This window comes from Shewanella marina JCM 15074, from assembly GCF_000614975.1.
In the GTDB taxonomy this organism is placed as follows: domain Bacteria; phylum Pseudomonadota; class Gammaproteobacteria; order Enterobacterales; family Shewanellaceae; genus Shewanella; species Shewanella marina.
The window spans coordinates 1-17238 of sequence record NZ_BALM01000020.1; the positions used below are offsets into that span (position 1 = coordinate 1).

14 protein-coding genes are annotated in these 17238 nt (G+C 41.9%); 9 read left to right on the plus strand and 5 right to left on the minus strand.

Annotation, left to right across the window (positions count from 1 at the left end; genetic code table 11):
- From ftsY to rpoH, 4 genes are all read left to right on the plus strand, one after another.
- Positions 1 to 1521: signal recognition particle-docking protein FtsY (gene ftsY / locus JCM15074_RS14170; RefSeq protein WP_025821797.1), on the plus strand; the 1521-nt coding region annotated here is incomplete at its 5' end.
- A 3-nt stretch (positions 1522 to 1524) separates the two neighbouring features.
- Positions 1525 to 2211: a cell division ATP-binding protein FtsE gene (gene ftsE / locus JCM15074_RS14175; RefSeq protein ID WP_025821799.1), complete on the plus strand. Its 687-nt coding sequence runs from the start codon at positions 1525 to 1527 to the stop codon at positions 2209 to 2211.
- Between the two features lie 16 nt (positions 2212 to 2227).
- Positions 2228 to 3193 (plus strand): permease-like cell division protein FtsX, encoded by a 966-nt coding sequence (ftsX, locus tag JCM15074_RS14180; RefSeq protein ID WP_025821801.1) that lies wholly within the window; start codon positions 2228 to 2230, stop codon positions 3191 to 3193.
- A 164-nt stretch (positions 3194 to 3357) separates the two neighbouring features.
- Entirely contained in the window at positions 3358 to 4215 is an 858-nt protein-coding gene (rpoH, locus tag JCM15074_RS14185; protein WP_025821803.1) for an RNA polymerase sigma factor RpoH, read from the plus strand.
- 63 nt (positions 4216 to 4278) lie between these two features.
- Here the strand turns inward: rpoH and menE are convergent, their stop codons facing one another.
- Genes menE through menD form a run of 5 tightly spaced genes read right to left on the minus strand, consistent with a single transcriptional unit; the run spans position 4279 to position 9178 of the window.
- Positions 4279 to 5673, minus strand: a complete 1395-nt coding sequence (menE, locus tag JCM15074_RS14190; RefSeq protein WP_025821805.1) for an o-succinylbenzoate--CoA ligase — start codon at positions 5671 to 5673, stop codon at positions 4279 to 4281.
- The gene (locus JCM15074_RS25500) at positions 5666 to 6196 is read right to left on the minus strand and encodes an enolase C-terminal domain-like protein (RefSeq protein ID WP_306302233.1); all 531 of its coding nucleotides are present in this window, start codon (positions 6194 to 6196) and stop codon (positions 5666 to 5668) included. Before JCM15074_RS25500 ends, menE begins: the two co-directional genes overlap by 8 nt.
- Positions 6148 to 6696 carry a hypothetical protein gene (locus JCM15074_RS25505; protein WP_306302232.1) on the minus strand — a complete coding sequence of 183 codons (549 nt, stop codon included), beginning with the start codon at positions 6694 to 6696 and terminating at the stop codon, positions 6148 to 6150. The genes JCM15074_RS25500 and JCM15074_RS25505 overlap by 49 nt, the downstream gene beginning before the upstream one ends.
- Positions 6693 to 7472, minus strand: a complete 780-nt coding sequence (gene menH, locus JCM15074_RS14200; protein WP_025821807.1) for a 2-succinyl-6-hydroxy-2,4-cyclohexadiene-1-carboxylate synthase — start codon at positions 7470 to 7472, stop codon at positions 6693 to 6695. Before menH ends, JCM15074_RS25505 begins: the two co-directional genes overlap by 4 nt.
- On the minus strand, positions 7454 to 9178 hold the full coding sequence (gene menD, locus JCM15074_RS14205; RefSeq protein WP_025821810.1) for a 2-succinyl-5-enolpyruvyl-6-hydroxy-3-cyclohexene-1-carboxylic-acid synthase: 1725 nt from the start codon (positions 9176 to 9178) through the stop codon (positions 7454 to 7456). The genes menH and menD overlap by 19 nt, the downstream gene beginning before the upstream one ends.
- A 462-nt stretch (positions 9179 to 9640) precedes the next feature.
- On the opposite strand from menD, the gene JCM15074_RS14210 reads away from it, so the two are divergent.
- From JCM15074_RS14210 to JCM15074_RS14230, 5 genes are all read left to right on the plus strand, one after another.
- Positions 9641 to 10603 (plus strand): LysR family transcriptional regulator, encoded by a 963-nt coding sequence (locus JCM15074_RS14210; RefSeq protein ID WP_025821812.1) that lies wholly within the window; start codon positions 9641 to 9643, stop codon positions 10601 to 10603.
- A 420-nt stretch (positions 10604 to 11023) separates the two neighbouring features.
- Positions 11024 to 11965, plus strand: a complete 942-nt coding sequence (locus JCM15074_RS14215) for a DmsE family decaheme c-type cytochrome (protein WP_037469760.1) — start codon at positions 11024 to 11026, stop codon at positions 11963 to 11965.
- A 14-nt stretch (positions 11966 to 11979) separates the two neighbouring features.
- Positions 11980 to 13980 (plus strand): MtrB/PioB family decaheme-associated outer membrane protein, encoded by a 2001-nt coding sequence (locus JCM15074_RS14220; protein ID WP_025821815.1) that lies wholly within the window; start codon positions 11980 to 11982, stop codon positions 13978 to 13980.
- 37 nt (positions 13981 to 14017) lie between these two features.
- Complete coding sequence (locus JCM15074_RS14225) at positions 14018 to 16525, plus strand: DMSO/selenate family reductase complex A subunit (RefSeq protein WP_025821817.1); 2508 nt, start codon at positions 14018 to 14020, stop codon at positions 16523 to 16525.
- Between the two features lie 14 nt (positions 16526 to 16539).
- Positions 16540 to 17163 (plus strand): DMSO/selenate family reductase complex B subunit, encoded by a 624-nt coding sequence (locus JCM15074_RS14230; protein ID WP_025821819.1) that lies wholly within the window; start codon positions 16540 to 16542, stop codon positions 17161 to 17163.
- The last annotated feature ends 75 nt before the right edge of the window (positions 17164 to 17238 follow it).

Sequence of the window (17238 nt, forward strand, 5' to 3'; positions counted from 1 at the left end):
GAAAAAGCCAAGGCTGAACAAGAAGCGCAAGCTATCGCAGCACAAGCGGCGGAACTTGAGCGTCAAAGAATTGCTGCGGCAGCACAGGCACAAATTGAAGCCGAAGAACAGGCTCGGATCCTTGCGGAGCAAGCTGCACAGCAGGAGCTAGCACGTATAGAGGCTGAAGTAACTGCGAAAGCCGAAGCTGAAGAGCGAGCACGCATCGTTGCAGAGTTAGCTGCTAAAGAAGATCAAAAACGAATTGAAGCAGAGCAAGCTGCCAAAGCAGAAGCGGAAGAACGTGCTCGAATCGTTGCGGAATTAGCAGCCAAAGAAGAATTAAAGCGAATTGATGCAGAAGCAGCTGCACAAGCCAAGGCTGAAGAGGAAGCTCGATTAGCTGCTGAGGCTGCGGCGAAAGCCAAGGCTGAAGAAGAAGCTCGATTAGCTGCTGAGGCTGCGGCGAAAGCCAAGGCTGAAGAGGAAGCTCGATTAGCGGCTGAGGCTGCGGCGAAAGCTCAGGCTGAAGAAGAGGCTCGATTAGCGGCTGAAGCTGAAGTACAAGTTAAAGAAGAGTCTCAACCTGAACCACAAGCAAAACCGGCTAAAGAAGGTTTCTTTGCTCGCTTAAAGCGTGGCTTAATGCGTACCAGTGAAAATATTGGTAGTGGTTTTATTAGCTTATTCCGCGGTAAAAAGATTGATGATGATCTGTTTGAAGAGCTAGAAGAACAATTATTAATTGCTGATGTGGGTGTTGAAACAACCACTAAATTAATTGCTAGCTTGACGGATCATGCTTCACGTAAACAACTTAAAGATGCTGAAGTACTTTACGATTTAATGCGTGAAGAGATGCAACAGATGCTTGAACCAGTGAGTGTGCCATTAGTCCCTGAAAATGCGAATGGTCCATTTGTTATCTTAATGGTGGGTGTTAACGGCGTAGGTAAAACAACCACTATTGGTAAACTGGCGAAACAATACCAACGTGAAGGTAAGACTGTGATGTTAGCTGCTGGTGATACTTTCCGCGCCGCTGCAGTAGAACAGCTACAAGTTTGGGGTCAGCGCAATGATATTCCTGTGATTGCACAACATACTGGCGCAGATAGTGCATCAGTGTTATTTGATGCCCTGCAGGCTGCAAAAGCACGTAATGTTGACGTATTAATTGCTGATACTGCGGGTCGTTTGCAAAATAAATCGCATCTAATGGAAGAGCTAAAGAAAGTTGTCCGCGTGATGAAAAAGCTGGATGTTGATGCACCACATGAGGTGATGTTGACGCTAGATGCGAGCACGGGGCAAAACGCCATTAGCCAAGCACAATTATTCCAACAAGCTGTTGGGGTAACAGGTATTTGTATCAGTAAACTAGATGGTACAGCTAAAGGCGGCGTGATTTTCGCGATTGCTGATAAATTCAATATCCCTATTCGTTATATTGGTGTTGGTGAGCAAATTGATGATTTACGTACCTTTGACGCAAAAGACTTTATTGATGCATTGTTTACCCAAGACAAAACGAGCAACTAAGTTATGATCAAATTTGAGCAGGTAAGTAAAATTTACTCTGGTGGCCAAAAGGCGTTATCGGATGTGAGTTTTCATATCCAAAAGGGTGAGATGGCGTTTTTAACCGGCCATTCAGGTGCAGGTAAAAGTACTCTGCTCAAATTGATGACTGTTATTGAACGTGCAACAACCGGCACAGTTTCTATTAATGGTCATAATATTGCTCAGGTTAAGCCCAAGCAGGTGCCATATTTGCGTCGTGATATCGGCATGATTTTTCAAAACCATCATCTATTAATGGATCGCAGTGTATTTGATAACGTTGCTTTACCTTTAGTGATTGAAGGCTTTTCTCATGGTGAGATCCGTAAGCGTGTTGCTGCCGCGCTAGATATGGTGGGGTTATACGGCAAAGAACGTCATAACCCTATTATGCTTTCTGGTGGTGAACAACAACGTGTTGGTATCGCTAGGGCTATCGTCAATAAGCCACTGTTATTGCTTGCCGATGAACCTACAGGTAACTTAGATCCAAAGCTTTCAATGGATATTTTACGTTTATTTGAAACCTTTAATGATTCAGGTACAACAGTATTGATTGCTACTCACGATCTTGGTTTGATTGCACGAATGAAATACCGCACTTTGACGTTAAAGCAAGGGCGTATTCATGGTGCAATGGAATTAGATGCTGAAAGTTTTTTAGATTAACTAGGTTAATGGATTTATGAGCATAACTCCTCAAATCAATCGCAGTAAATTACCTCTGTCAGGTCGCATAGTGATGTTTTTTATGCGCCATATTCAGCAATCAATGGCTAGCTTAGGCGAGTTATGGCGTAATCCTATTTCGTCAATTATGACGATGGCGGTGCTGGGCGTGAGTCTTAGCTTACCTGCAGCAATGCAAGTATTAGTGAAGAATGCACAAGAGATTGTACAGTCTTGGGACAGCGCAGCTGAAATTTCATTATTTGTTAAACAAGATCAAACTGATCAAGCGATTCAAAGTTTATTAGCGCGGGTTAAGGCTTTCCCTGAAGTGAATGGGGTGCATTATATTGATCGCGAACAAGCTTTAACTGAGTTTAAAAAGCTATCTGGTTTTGGTGAGGCATTAGATTATTTAGACAGTAATCCATTGCCTGCGGTCATTACAGTTACCCCAAGTGCTGAGTTTTCTAGTCCTGCTGGTGCACGTGCCTTATTGCAAAAGCTCGAGCAGCAACCAGAAGTGAGCTTTGGTAAGTTAGATGTTGAATGGTTAGAGCGCCTACAAGCCATTGTTAATTTACTTGAACGCACCGTATTTGCTGTGGCAAGTTTATTAATATTAGCAGTGGTATTGGTGATTGGTAACACAATCCGTTTAGCCATTATGAATCGTCGCAGTGAAATAGAGGTGATGAAACTCGTTGGTGCAACAGAATCTTTTATCCAACGACCATTTCTTTATACTGGCATGTGGTATGGCGTGATTGGCGGTATTTTGGCATGGCTTATAGTTAATATTATGGTGTTCTTTTTAGAGGGCGCTTTAGTTAATTTACTTAATTTGTATGGCAGTCAATTTAACTTATCGGGATTAGGACTGGCTGACTTAATTGAACTCGTCGTAGTCGCCTCTTTCTTAGGCTGGTTAGGGTCATATTTGTCAGTGAAACAGCATTTGAAGCGTATTGAACCTAATTAAAAATGAATTAATTTTTACTTGCTTTGTCATATTTTCAGTACAAAATAGCAGGTCTTGAAACTTTGAAGGTTGACATATTTTGTCCAATCGTTGATAGTTCGTCAGCGAATTTGTTGTGCAAATGCAACAAATCCTCAATAGTAATTGGTTATGTAGGAGCGTAAATGACTGAACAAACGCAATCAATGGCTTTAGCTGTACCTCGTGGTAGTGCTAGCCTTGAGGCTTATGTACGATCAGTAAACAGCATGAAAATGCTGGAAGCCGATCAAGAGTACGAGCTGGCTAAACGTTTGCAGACCACTGGCGATCTACAGGCTGCAAAACAACTTATTATGTCGCACCTGCGCTTTGTTGTGCATGTGGCAAAAGGTTATTCTGGTTATGGTTTACCACAAGCTGATTTAATCCAAGAGGGAAATATCGGCTTGATGAAAGCGGTTAAGCGTTTTGACCCTGATGTAGGCGTCCGCTTGGTCTCTTTTGCGGTACATTGGATCAAAGCTGAAATCCATGAGTACGTGTTGAAAAACTGGCGTATTGTGAAAGTGGCGACCACTAAAGCACAACGCAAATTGTTTTTTAATCTTCGTAAAGCTAAAACCCGTTTAGGTTGGTTTAGCGACGAAGAAGTTAGCATGGTTGCTGAGAATCTTGGCGTTTCTAAAGCTGATGTGACTGAAATGGAGTCACGTATGGCGGCGCAAGATCCTGCATTCGATTTAGCCAGTGATAACGATGATGAAGACACTTATTCACCGTCATTTTATCTAGAAGATCAATCTTCAGACTTAGCCAGTCAGATTGAGCAAGACAACTGGGAAAATGATGCCCAAGCACGTTTATTTGCGGCAATTAAGACCTTAGATGAACGTAGTCAGCATATCTTACAAGCACGTTGGTTAGATGAAGATAAAACCACCTTGCAAGAATTAGCTGCAGAATATCAAGTTTCAGCAGAGCGTATTCGCCAGCTCGAAAAAAATGCGATGAATAAGCTAAAAGCCTGTATGGAAATCTAATTTAATATTAGATTGACCACTGCGAATAAGACCTGCCGAGTGCAGGTCTTTTGCTATTATATATTAGGCGGTGACCGCCGCAATAACCTGTTTGCGCTGTATTTTCAAACCTGTACTGGCAAGTTGCTTAGGCCAGTTATGGTACTGTCTTGGTCGTTTAAAGCGGGCTATTTTAGTTGTTAAAAACTGATCTAACTCTGCTTGGGTCAGTGAGCTATCAGTATCTTTATATTGAATAGTGGCATGGGGTAATAAACCAAATTCTTCATCTGCAATTGGATACACAATAGCTTCACTAATTAACGGATGTTGTTTTAGTGCGGCTTCTATTTCTTCAGGCTGAATATTCTCACCACCACAAATAAACATATTATCGGCACGGCCAAGTATTTTAAGCTGACCATCTTGCCACAAACCGCGGTCTTGGGTACAAAACCAGCCATCTTGATCAAGTTCAAGCTGTAATTGGTCTTGCTTTAAATAGCCTAAGAACAGGGTTTCACCACGCACATAAATCAGCTCATCTTTAATCATTAACTGACGCTGTGGTAATACCTGACCACATAACCCCGCACTATTGGCGTGACCAGTACTGATTTGAGAGCTCATTTCCGTCATCCCATAACTGGTAAACGCATTGACGTTTAGCTGCGACAGTTGCTGTAGTGCATGGGCATTGATCGCACCGCCACCCAGTAGCAGTACTTTAATTTGGGCTAAACAATGCGGGTCTTGTTTGAGTAGACGCACAAGTTGGGTTGATACTAATGATAGATGGCTAATGTGATGTTGAGTTATCTGTTGTGCTAGCGTTTGTTGTTTATCTTCAATGGTGATGGTTGCACCTGCCAATAAACAACGATTCACAATCGCTAAGCCACCAATATGGAATAATGGCAGTGATAGTAACCAGTTATCTTGTTCTTCAATGTTAATTAACGTGGCTGAACCTAAAGCACTTTGATAATGATTATTAAAGCTATGCACGGCTGCTTTTGGGGTGCCGCTGCTGCCTGAGGTTAAAATGATATTACAGGCCGTTAGGGCGTTAAAATTGACCTTGGTGTAAGTGGTCATTAACTGCGGTTCACAGTGTAATGGCTTGGCTATTGTGTAATTAACACTATCATTTGCAAGGTAATAGTGAATATTAAAAGCCTGTAATAATTGCTCTATTTGAGATTGAGGAAATTTAGGATTAATCGGGCAAAAAATAGTGCCAGTTTCCACACAGGCCAAATAAAGCATGATCATCATGCTCGAATTATTGCTAACACAGGCAACTTTATCACCGATTTGCAAACCGTGGTTTTGCAGCTGCCCAGCCAGATTAGAGACTTGCTGCTGTAGTTGCTGATAGGTCAGTGAGCGCTCAGCTTCAATAATGGCTATCTGCTGTGGCTGCTGCTGAGCAATATAGGTTAATGGTGAGCAGATCAGTTGTTTGTTGTTATTCATAGCGACAAATTAACGTAAGTTGATCCAGATTTAAGCAAGGGCGTTGGCCATTACTGATTAATATGTCTTGGCTAAAAGCGGCTAGCGTATCGACACCCGGTGCTTGCATTGGCGTAATTGCTGCAGCTAACGTACAGATATCATTAATACCTAAGCTTGATTCTAGGCTTGAGCTTAATACGCTACTCACGCCATCTTCATTTGCCTGTTCAACCAGCTGTTGTAGTTTAGCAATATCACCAATAATCATAGGTTTAAGCACTAAAGCGTTCAAACCTGCTTGGTATTGGTACCGATAGTCGGTGTCATTAAGGGTTTCATCTAACGCATAAGGCATACTGGTCGCTTGATAAAAGGTGACGTTATCGGCCGGCTTTTGACACGGTTCTTCAATATAGATGATCTTGTCTGCATCAAGGCAACTGCCAAATTCTATGGCCTGTTCTAAGGTAAACCCTTGGTTGGCATCTAGCTTTAATTTGAGTTGTGGCTTAATGGCCAGATTTGATGGATGAGTTGTAATTCTTGCGCTAAATCAGCTTGGGCGACTTTCACTTTGGCAATGTTAATACTGTCATCAAGCTGGGCAATTCGAGTTTGAAAGTCAGTGATTGCTTCGTCTTGATTGCGGTAAAGCAGCGGTACTTTTGTCCAGTTTGGCTGATGCACTGGCAGCTGTTGTTGCAATTTAGCGGCTAATAGACTTAAACCATAAGCGACTGCTGGCAAGTCAGTTTGCTGACTTAATTGATTGAGTACCTCGATGGGTTGGCCAACCAATGTCGCTATAAATTGGGTTAATTGTTGCTGGCATTGTGCGAGTGATTCGCGGCTGAAACCTTGCAGCGGCTCCCCATGTATATCAGTACCTGAAAGCGGGCTAACTTCAACTGAAGCTTGATTGGTTTGAGTGGTCGCGGTTAAGACTAAACCATGGCGGCGGTTAATCCGCTGACTTGCTACTGGTAGCTGCCGCGATAGTGCGATATCAAAACGGTGTAATACAACTGATGTAATAATCATAATGCGAGAACTACCTGACTAAAAGCTTGTGGCTGGGCAAGGTGAACGTTATGGCCTGCATTGGCGATATGATGCAATTTGAGTGGTGCGCCAGTTTGTTGCCATGTTTGGGCTAACTGACTAAATTTTTTATCGTTTTCGCCTAAAATATAATGGCATTCACAATTGAGTTGTTGCGGTATAGTCCATAAGTTTTGTTGTTTGGCGAGCGAGGTGGCCTGATAGCAATTAGCCAGTGAAAGTGGATTATTATGAGCGCGTTTATCGATTAATTGCTGCCGTTGTTGGGCACTGAGTCCGGCAAATACGCCTTGTTGATACCATAAATCCAAAAACTGCCGTATTGGCAGCAGTGCTAGTCTATCTGCCCATACGCTATCATTCTGCCAACGTTGTTGTTGCTCATCTACTGAGGTGAGCCCTGGATGACATGATTCAAGGGTGAGGCTGAGTAATTTAGCAGGAACTCGCTGCGCCATATGTAAGGCTAAACGGCCACCTAATGAATATCCGAGCAGGTGGTAATGCTCAATATTAAGTGCACTAAGTGCGCTATCAATTAATTGGCAACAGTCGCTAAAACCTGGGTTGCTAATGTTGATGTGAGCGCTGTCACCATGGCCAGGCAAGTCAGGAATAATGCAAAAAAAACGACTTGAGAGTGCTGTGATAACCGTTTGCCAATCATGATGATCCCCTAAAAAGCCATGTAGTAAAACTAATGGCTCGTTATTGGGATAACCTGCAAATGTGATATTTAAGCCTGCTTTATCCATTGCGCTATATTCGCTATTTGGGTGCTAGATTGTTGTGGTGCCACAATGACTTCGATAACGCTACAACCCTCATATGAGATGGCTTCTTGGTAAGCGTCATTAAAGTCTTCAATTGACTCTACTCGATTATAAGGCAAGTTGAACATCGCTGCGGCGTAGCCAAATTCTAAGCCATGGCTTAAGCGATAATAATCTTGCCTCACTTGCTCTGATGGCACGGGTAATAAGTTAAAAATATTACCGCCATCGTTATTTAAAATCACAATAACCATTGGACTTTGTAGCTTACTGGCGATCGCAAATGAATTAAGATCATGTAGTTGCGAAATATCACCAATAATCAAGGTCGTTGGCGTCATCTTATCGGCAGCAACGCCACAGGCGGTTGCCAGTAGGCCATCAATACCTGATGCACCACGGTTAGTATAAGTACAAGCCGTGTGTTGCTTAATTGGCGCAAACATATCGAATAAACGTACGGGTAAGCTATTGCCAATAAAAAGCTGATTAAGGTTTGTTTGTTGGCTGGTGATCGCGCGAATAATTTTGGCTTCACCAAATTCACCATCATCAATATGTTGAATAAAGAATTGCTCTAATTGCTGATTCAACTCAGTTAGGTTTTGCGCCCAATCGGCAAAGTTGCTGCTTGGCCATGGCAGGTTGGCAATATCGGCAGCGGTGCCTAAAAATAACTGTTTAGCGCTGTTACTTTGGTCTAATCGTTCTTGTTGTGGCAATACTTGCCAGTAACTGCGCCATTTGTGCTGCTCAAGATAACTGATTAAGCGTTTTGACAGTAATCGACCACCAATCACTAATACATGCTCAGCTTCTGCCAATATCGCTTTAACCTGTGGCTGGTGCAGTAATTGATCAATATGATTGATCGCTTGTGGATGTTGGCGTAACTGACATTGAGCGTCGGTTAGTAATGGCCAACCTAAAATATCAGCCAAATCGATCAGTTCTTGTGGTGATTGCTCTGGACTTAATGTGCCAGCCACTATCACCCCTTTAGCTTGGCTAAACTGAGCTAACTGAGCTGCATTCGGTAAGGCTTTTAGATGATGATGGGCAACTTGTAGGTAAGGATGGTTGTGATATTGCCATTGCTTTATTTCAAATAGGTAATCAGTAAACTCAGCCATAATATTTAGTTGGCTAATCTCTGCTGGATAAAGTGGCTCACGATACATGCAGTTAATATGCAGTGGTTGTTGTTGATTGGTGACTGCAATATCGATTTGACTAAGTAACGCTTGTGGTGCGATTTGAGTATCAGGTGTTGGCAGGTTTATCTGCTTCGCGTAATGCATAAAAATGCCTGGCTGGATAATAGCCTGATTGGCACCACAGTCAATTAGCTCAGGAGGACGATCGCCAGATAATACAATTAATGGCACCTTGGTTAACCATGCTTCTACAATCGCAGGATAAAGGTTAGCCACTGCGGTGCCTGAGGTGGTAATAATTGCTACTGGCGCCCGGCTTGATTTTGCCAGTCCTAACGCTAAAAAACCTAAACCACGTTCATCAAAATGAATATGTTGCTTTAGTTTATCTTGTTTTGCCGCAGCCAGCGTAAGCGGAGTTGAGCGTGAACCGGGGGCCATACAGATATGTTGTACGCCCAAGCGCGCCAACTCTTCTAATATCAAACTGCCCCAAAGTAAATTGAGTTTTGCTAGCTGGTGTGATTGCATGAAGATGATACCTAAAGTGATATATGGCCTGATTATACAAAGAAACTTATACAATTTAGCTAAATTCAGCATATTTTTATATTTTTAGAGATAAAAATAGTCTTGAAAATGGTGAACTTGCTAAAAAATGACCAAAGAATAAGGCCCGTACCTGATGAATTGAGTACGGACCTTGCAGGGAATAGTTGGAAAATATGAATATGATGGCTTGAAGCAATATTTTTATTGGTATGAGCATTATTGCTTTGATCGCATAGGCGACATTTTAGTTGCGTTTAACATTGAAAAGAAGTTTTGTGATATCTATCTGTGAAGATATGCAATAATTGCAATTAAGAAATAGATGAATCTCATTTTTAGAAATTTTAATTTATAAAATCTATTTATCATTAGTTAAACAATAGTTTGCATGATATTAAACCTATTAAATCGTTGGTCAGAATAACAATAATAGGTGTCAAGATGTTGAATTTAGAGATAAGGTCATTATTCGTTTTTAAATCCGTATTTGAAACAGGTAGCGCAAGATTAGCTGCAGAAATGCATGGCATATCGCAATCTAAAGTAAGTCGTTATTTATCAGAATTACGTGATATATATTCAGATACTTTATTTATCCGTAAGAAGACAGGTTTTCTTGCAACTGAAAAAGCTAAATTACTTTATCCTTATATCTGTCAGTTAGTCGAAACTTTTGAATGTGTCGAGAAACTCAATACCCATATCCCTGTAGAAAAAGAGTGCATTATTGCTGTTCCTCCAACTTTTTCAGTTGGTTTAGCAGAGCATTTGCAACAGAAGTTGGCCAATATTCCTGAAAAAGTGTCATTCACTATCAAGCCAAGTCGCCGTGCTATTTGTGAAGAAGTGATCCAAGGTACAGTTTGTATTGCATTAACACATCGAGATTGTAGTACTTATACCGAATGCCCTAAATCAACCATAGGTTTGCTTGAATCTGAGTTGTTAGGTGCTGGACAAGCGGTTTACATGGTTGCACGTGAAGGTCACCCTATTTGGGAGACAGATATGGCATTAGAGTATATTGCTCAATATCCATTTATGGTGACTGAAGTCGCAGGCTTTAATGACGATAAAGACCCATTAGAGCGTTTTTGTGAACAACAACAGTTAGATTTGCAAGTGACCTACCGTAGTCATAGCTTAGCTGCAGTGATTGAGCGAGTTAGGTGTTCAGATACCATCACGTTTGTTGGCGCCAAATGTGCAGCTGAGTTTATGGATGGTATTACAGGTATTCAAGCCGATATGTTGCCGTTCTCACAGTTCGCAAGGTTGCATGAAACTACACCATTAGCACAATATAGTTTGTTATATCGCAAAGATAAAAAGCAGGTGATTCCCCCCTTATTATTAACGGAAGTACGTCGTTTTATCAGTCAGAATGTTTTACAGCAAATATAGCAGTGCGATAAATAACCAAAAGTAGACACCTGTATATAAACCTGTTGGCATTATATTTATAAAATATGATCTAGATTGTATTTTGCAAACTGGAGAATACTATATTTGGCTATTTGGAAATTTAAAACAGATAAACCATTAATAAAATATAAATTAGCATAAACTAATAATAAATAAAAATCAGGTGTTTAACGTTATTCTGTAAATGATAACTATTATTGCAACTGTGAGACATTATTCACGAAATATAATTAATATGTAAGCTTACTCCCATATTAATTAGAATATAGCCAACTCTATTTATATAAAATTGTGCTTAATAATTAAAATGTGGTCTTAGTAAATTACTCGTTATTTATACATACCTCTTGATGTCATTTTGAGGCAATTATAAATAACAATAATAAGGCCCAATTTATAATGCAGCGACTTTTTACCAAGTTATGTTGTGGTGTTATCGCACTATTTTGTGTTACAGCTCAAGCAACGCCATGGGATAAGCTAAGCTCTGATCAATTAGAGCAGCAACTCACCAAAAAGTTCGAACAAGGTCTGTATTCTCCAAAAGGTGCAGATACTTGTTTGATGTGTCATAAAAAAAGTGAGCAAGTGATGGCTATCTTTGATGGCGTTCACGGCAATATGTCTCATTCTGAATCACCAATGGCAGGATTGCAGTGCGAAGCCTGTCACGGCCCTATGGGCAAGCATAATCGTGGTGGTAAAGAGCCGATGATTAGCTTTGGTGAGGACAGTAAGTTAAGCGTTTCTGCGCAAAACAGTGTGTGCCAAGGTTGTCATAATGATACCGAGCAAATGGCATGGCATAACAGCAGCCATAATTTAGCAGATATCAGCTGTGCTGATTGTCACCAAGTGCATGCCGCTAAAGACCCAGCCCTAGACCGACTTACCGTTAATGACACTTGTACGAGCTGTCATACCCGCGAAAAAGCCGATATGAATAAACGTTCTGCTCACCCGATGAAGTGGAATGAGATGACGTGTATCGACTGTCATAATCCTCATGGTTCGATGAGCGAAAGCGCCTTAGTTAAGCCAAGCCTAAATGACACCTGTTATAGCTGTCACGCTGAAAAGCGCGGCCCATTCTTATGGGAACATGCGCCAGTGACTGAAGATTGTAGTGCGTGTCATAACCCACATGGCAGTGTTAATGAAGACCTATTGAATAGCCGTGCACCACAGCTATGTCAGCAATGTCATATTGATGATGGTCATGCTGGTCGAGTGGTTGCTCAAGGTGGTCAAAATGCTTTTGGTGCAGGTAAGAGCTGTCTGAACTGTCATAACCAAATTCATGGTTCTAATCATCCAGCTGGCAGTTCTCTGCAGCGTTAATAAGGAGCAAGACGATGCGATTTTCACTCAACCTGATTACCTTGTCTCTGTTAGCGTTGTCAGGCAATGCAATGGCGATGGATTTTTCAGTGGCAAATGCCAATACCAGTAAAATCAAAGAGGGTGCTTATCAATGTAAGCGCTGCGTAGTCAACGAGGGATATCAAGGCCAAGTGAGTGCCACTGCGCACTACCTTGAGCAAAATGATATTCATGCTGGCAATGCGTTTGGTACCGATAAAGATGGCTTAGCAAGTAGCGTAAGCGGCGATGTTCATTATCAGAACAAAGCGGGTTACCAAGCAGCAATGCAAGCTCACCAAGTCGGTTTAGATAATAGTTTTATTACGCTTACTGGTGAAAAAGCGGGTGTATTTGAATTAGCCTTGGATTACCAACTATTGACCCGTTACCAAGCTGATGATGCTCGTAGTCAATATTGGTATCAAGATGGCATGTTAACGCCTGTGTCAGCGCCACAATATTACCAGTTTGACCTATTAAAGCAGCGCGAAATCTTAGGCTTAGCGGCTGAATATCAAGGCAGTTTTTACGATGCTTATGCCAGTTATCAGCGTCAAGATAAAACGGGTAACCGTGAAGCAGTGATGTTTGTGCAAAAGCCAATCGCCTTTGGTTTACCGATTGATTCAACCACTGACAACATGAATCTTGGCATGTCATTTAGCGGTGCTAACTGGCTGGCTGATATGCAATATAACGGTAGTCTTTACCGTAATAATATTGATTCTGTGAGCTTACCGTATGCCTATGATGCTTACAGTGCCACCCCTGATAACGAAGCACATCAAGTGGCGTTTTCTGGCCAGTATCGACTCAACGCGACCGTGATGAATGGTCGTGTGGTCGTAGGCCGCATGATCCAAGATGATGACTTAGTCACTGTTAGTAATAGTCCAATCCAGAACTGGGATGGGCAAGTTGATACTTTGGATATGTATTACGGCATGAGCAGTATGCTCAGTAATCGTCTGCGCTTAGGCGGTAGTGTTGATTACAGTCAGCGTGACAACAAGGGCTCACAGTTCGATTTTATGCAGTATAGCTATAACAACCTATCAGGTGCGTTTAAGCAAAATCTACCATTAGATATCGACCGTACTACGGTAAAAGTGAATGCCAGTTACCGTTTAATGCAGGGTTATCGCCTACAAGCGGGTTATGAGCGCAAGATGGTTGACCGTAATTATGGTCAGCGTGAGCAAACCCATGACGATAAGTTATGGAGTAAGTTAGCGATTCGTGCGATTGATGATGTCACGATTAATTTAGAGGCGGCTTATGGCATGCGTGGCGGTTCTCGCTTTAACGCCAATGAAGTGACCTCAGCAGAAGAAAACCCATTACTGCGTAAATTCTATTTAGCCGATCGTAATCGCGCTGAAGTGGGTATGCGAATTAATTACAGTCCATTGTCATGGTTAGCTGTTGACTTAAATAGCTATTACGCTGATGACGAATATGACGCGACCCAAATCGGTCTTAAATCATCGACCGATGTAGGCTATGACTTGAATGTGAGCCTGCAGCTAAGCGAGCAAGTTAACGCTTATGGTTTTGCTGGTCAGCAGTGGATTAAGTCAGCACAAGCGGGGAGTCAGTCAGCGATAAAGCCTGATTGGTTTACTGATATCAATGATGAATTTATCAACCTAGGTGCAGGTTTAAGTTATGGCGGTTTATTGCAAGATAAGCTGACATTAGGTGCTGATTACTTGTTTGCTAATTCTGCCAGTGACGCTGACACCTATTTTGGTCTTAGCGCCGATTATGGTGACTACTACAGCTATAGCCATAGCGTTAATTTATACGCAGATTATCAAGTATCAAGCCAATTTGCAGTGAAGTTAGCTTATCAATATGAGCGCTATTACGACACTGATCCTGCCAAGGTTGAAATTGCACACATTCCAGGTTTAGTGACATTAGGCCAATTTAATCATAACTATAACGCGCATCAAGTGATGTTGTCGTTTAGCTACCAGTTGCAGTAATGCTGGTCACAATTGCTATTTGTATGAGGAAGAAATAATGGAACGCAGAAGTTTCCTAAAAATGAGTGCAGCACTAAGCTGCGCCGCGACGGTGACTGGTTGTAACTCAAGTTCAAAAGATGCTGAAGTGCTACCACCACAACCACCAGTAACCAGTGATGAAGTACAAAATTGGTCATCATGTTTAGTAAACTGTGGTTCAAACTGCCCAGTTAAAGTGTTTAGCCGTGATGGTGTGATTACCCGTGTCGAGACTGATCATGAAACTGATGATGAGTATGGTAATCATCAAGTACGTGCTTGTGCTCGTGGCCGCTCATTAAAGCAACGTACCTACGCAGTTGACCGTCTAAAGTCGCCAATGAAGCGTGTTGGTGAGCGTGGCGAAGGTAAATTTGTGCCGATCTCTTGGGATGAAGCGGCGCAAGTCATTGCGGATAAATTAGGTGAAGTGACCGATCGTCGTTCAGTGTTCCGTAGTTATGGTTCTGGCGCTTACTATGGTTTTGCTTCAAATGCCTGTTTTAACCGCTTATTAAATTTAAGCGGTGGTTGTTTAAATGCTTATGGTAACTACTCATGGGCACAGCAAATGGAAGCTGCTAAGCATACCTTTGGTACGGGTAGTACTGATGGTTCATCAATCATTACTATGAAGGACAGTGATTACTTCTTGGGTATTGGTTATAACCCAAGTGAGATCCGTCAAAGTGGTTCGGGTGAGGGCTATGATTATCTTCAGGCATTAAAGCAAAATAATCATGCTTTAAAAGTGATGATGATCGACCCGCGTTATACTGATTCTATGGCGGGTAAAGAAACTGCTTGGTTAGCCATTCGCCCTGGTACTGATGCGGCATTTGCTGAAGCTGTAGCTTATGAAATGATTAACTCGTCACAGTTTGCCACTCAATCTTTGCCATTTATTCAAAAGCACTGTGTTGGTTTTGATGCGGCTTCAATTGAAACGCAAAAGGCAATATTTGCTAAAAGTAATGATACAAAAGAGCAAGAGTATGCATTGCATATGAATGCTAAAGATAACTACCAAGATTACATCTTGGGACGTGGTATTTTTACTCAAGCACGTACACCTGAGTGGGCTGAAAAAATCTGTGGTATTAGTGCTACTAATATTCGCATGATTGCAGCAGATTTAATGACGGCTAAAGCGCCATTCATTTTGGTCGGCGCGGGTGTTAACCGCCAAGCCAACGGCGAGCAAAATATGCGCGCGCTATATATGCTATCTATATTGACGGGTAAATTAGGTCGTATGGGTACTTCTAATGGTGAATTACCATATCAAACGGGTATGTCTGCTGGTGGTATTCCAACAGGTACTAACCCTATTAAAGAAGCTATCTCATTCTTTACTTGGTCTGAAGCGATTCACAATGGCGTCAATATGACGGCGCGCACCCATGGGGTACAAGGCACAAAAGATCTTGATACGCCATTAGGTGCCAATATTAAAGTGATTATTTCAGCAAGTGACAGTTCATTACTGAACCAGCATGCTGAAATCAATAACACAGCTAAAATTCTACGTGATACCTCTGGTGTCGAGCTGATTGTCAGCTGTGATTGCTGGATGACGCCGGGTGCTAAATTTGCCGATATTATTCTACCTGATACCAGTTGGTTAGAATCTAATGATCTTGCGGATGACAGTTATGCATCGGGTTCACTAGGTTATTTCACTGCGATGAGCAGTGCGATTACACCAATTGGTGATTGTAAGTCGATGTACGATGCTTGTGCCTTAATTGCTGAAAAGATGGGCTTAGGCAATGAATTTACTGAAGGTAAAACAGAAGCTGATTGGTTAGAAGAGCAATATCAAAAAGTAAAACTGATGAGCAATAACCAAGGTGTTAATCCTCCATTCCCTACAACATATGTAGATGCACAGAAGATCGGTTTCTTCCGTAAAAATATGGATGCGAAACATGTGGCATTAGCTGATTTTATCAGTGGTGGTAAAAAATTAAATACTCCAACAGGCAAGATTGAAATCTATTCAACTGAACTTGCATGGCGAGCTGCAAACTGGGCTTTCGATAGCACGATCAAAGGTGATGCTATCACCGCTATTCCACAGTACACAGTGACTTGGGATGGTTATGAAGATGCTGACAGTAAAGAAAAATATCCATTACAGCTAGCAGGTTTCCACACTAAAGGCCGAGTGCACTCAAGCTATCACAACGTACCTTGGTTACGTGAAGCGGTTGAAGATGCAGTTTGGTTAAACCCAATTGATGCTGCTAATTATGGCGTTAACTCTGGCGATAAAGTTGAGATGTTTAACGATCGCGGCAGTGTTGAAGTCGTAGTACGTGTGACCCCGCGTGTGGCGCCTGGTGTTGCGGCATTAGGTCAAGGTGCTTGGTATCTAGCAGATGCCGCTGGCCGTAAAGGTAGCTCAGGTCATGTGATTGATGTGGGCGGCGCGATTAACTCATTAACTAAGTATGTACCAAGCCCAGTGGCTAAAGGTAACCCACAACATACTAACCGTGTACAGATTATCAAGGCTTGATGGAGTATTAATAAATGACTAACCAAACTCAATACGGTTTTTATGTAGACACCAGCAAGTGTACAGGTTGTAAAGCGTGTCATGTATCGTGTAAAGATCAGCGCGATTTACCTGTGGGTATCAACTGGCGTCGTGTGTATGAATACACGGGTGGTACTTGGACTGTCGATCCTAACACGCAAGTGTATCAACAAGATGTTTTTGCTTATTACGCTTCTATTGGCTGTAACCATTGCTCAAACCCAGTATGTGTGAAGGCTTGTCCGGTTGGCGCGATGTATAAGCGTCGTGAAGATGGCATTGTTCGTGTAGCAGAAGAGCTATGTATTGGTTGTGAGAGCTGTGCTCGAGCTTGTCCATACGATGCGCCACAAATCGACAAAGAACGTCAGATCATGACTAAGTGTGATGGTTGTTATGAGCGTCTTGCTGAAGGTAAAAAGCCTATCTGTGTTGAATCATGCCCATTACGTGCGCTTGATTTCGATACCATGGAAAACTTAGAAGCTAAGTATGGTAAAGGTGATGCTAACATCAGCGCCTTGCCATCAGCATCAATCACTGCACCTAATTTAATTATTAAAGCCAATAAACATGCTCATCGTCAGGGTGAAATTGTTAACAATGCCGAAGTGTAAATAGTTAAATTAAAGGCGCTTTCGGGCGCCTTTTCTTTTTAATCTCTATTTCATTAAGTTTACCTAAACTAGGGT

Excerpts from the sequence above, each read along its gene's own strand:
- ftsE (WP_025821799.1), top strand. The coding sequence starts at position 1,525 with ATGATCAAATTTGAGCAGGTAAGTAAAATTTACTCTGGTGGCCAAAAG.
- ftsX (WP_025821801.1), top strand. The coding sequence starts at position 2,228 with ATGAGCATAACTCCTCAAATCAATCGCAGTAAATTACCTCTGTCAGGT.
- rpoH (WP_025821803.1), top strand. The coding sequence starts at position 3,358 with ATGACTGAACAAACGCAATCAATGGCTTTAGCTGTACCTCGTGGTAGT.
- menE (WP_025821805.1), bottom strand. The coding sequence starts at position 5,673 with ATGAATAACAACAAACAACTGATCTGCTCACCATTAACCTATATTGCT.
- JCM15074_RS25505 (WP_306302232.1), bottom strand. The coding sequence starts at position 6,696 with ATGATTATTACATCAGTTGTATTACACCGTTTTGATATCGCACTATCG.
- menH (WP_025821807.1), bottom strand. The coding sequence starts at position 7,472 with ATGGATAAAGCAGGCTTAAATATCACATTTGCAGGTTATCCCAATAAC.
- menD (WP_025821810.1), bottom strand. The coding sequence starts at position 9,178 with ATGCAATCACACCAGCTAGCAAAACTCAATTTACTTTGGGGCAGTTTG.
- JCM15074_RS14210 (WP_025821812.1), top strand. The coding sequence starts at position 9,641 with ATGTTGAATTTAGAGATAAGGTCATTATTCGTTTTTAAATCCGTATTT.
- JCM15074_RS14215 (WP_037469760.1), top strand. The coding sequence starts at position 11,024 with ATGCAGCGACTTTTTACCAAGTTATGTTGTGGTGTTATCGCACTATTT.
- JCM15074_RS14220 (WP_025821815.1), top strand. The coding sequence starts at position 11,980 with ATGCGATTTTCACTCAACCTGATTACCTTGTCTCTGTTAGCGTTGTCA.
- JCM15074_RS14225 (WP_025821817.1), top strand. The coding sequence starts at position 14,018 with ATGGAACGCAGAAGTTTCCTAAAAATGAGTGCAGCACTAAGCTGCGCC.
- JCM15074_RS14230 (WP_025821819.1), top strand. The coding sequence starts at position 16,540 with ATGACTAACCAAACTCAATACGGTTTTTATGTAGACACCAGCAAGTGT.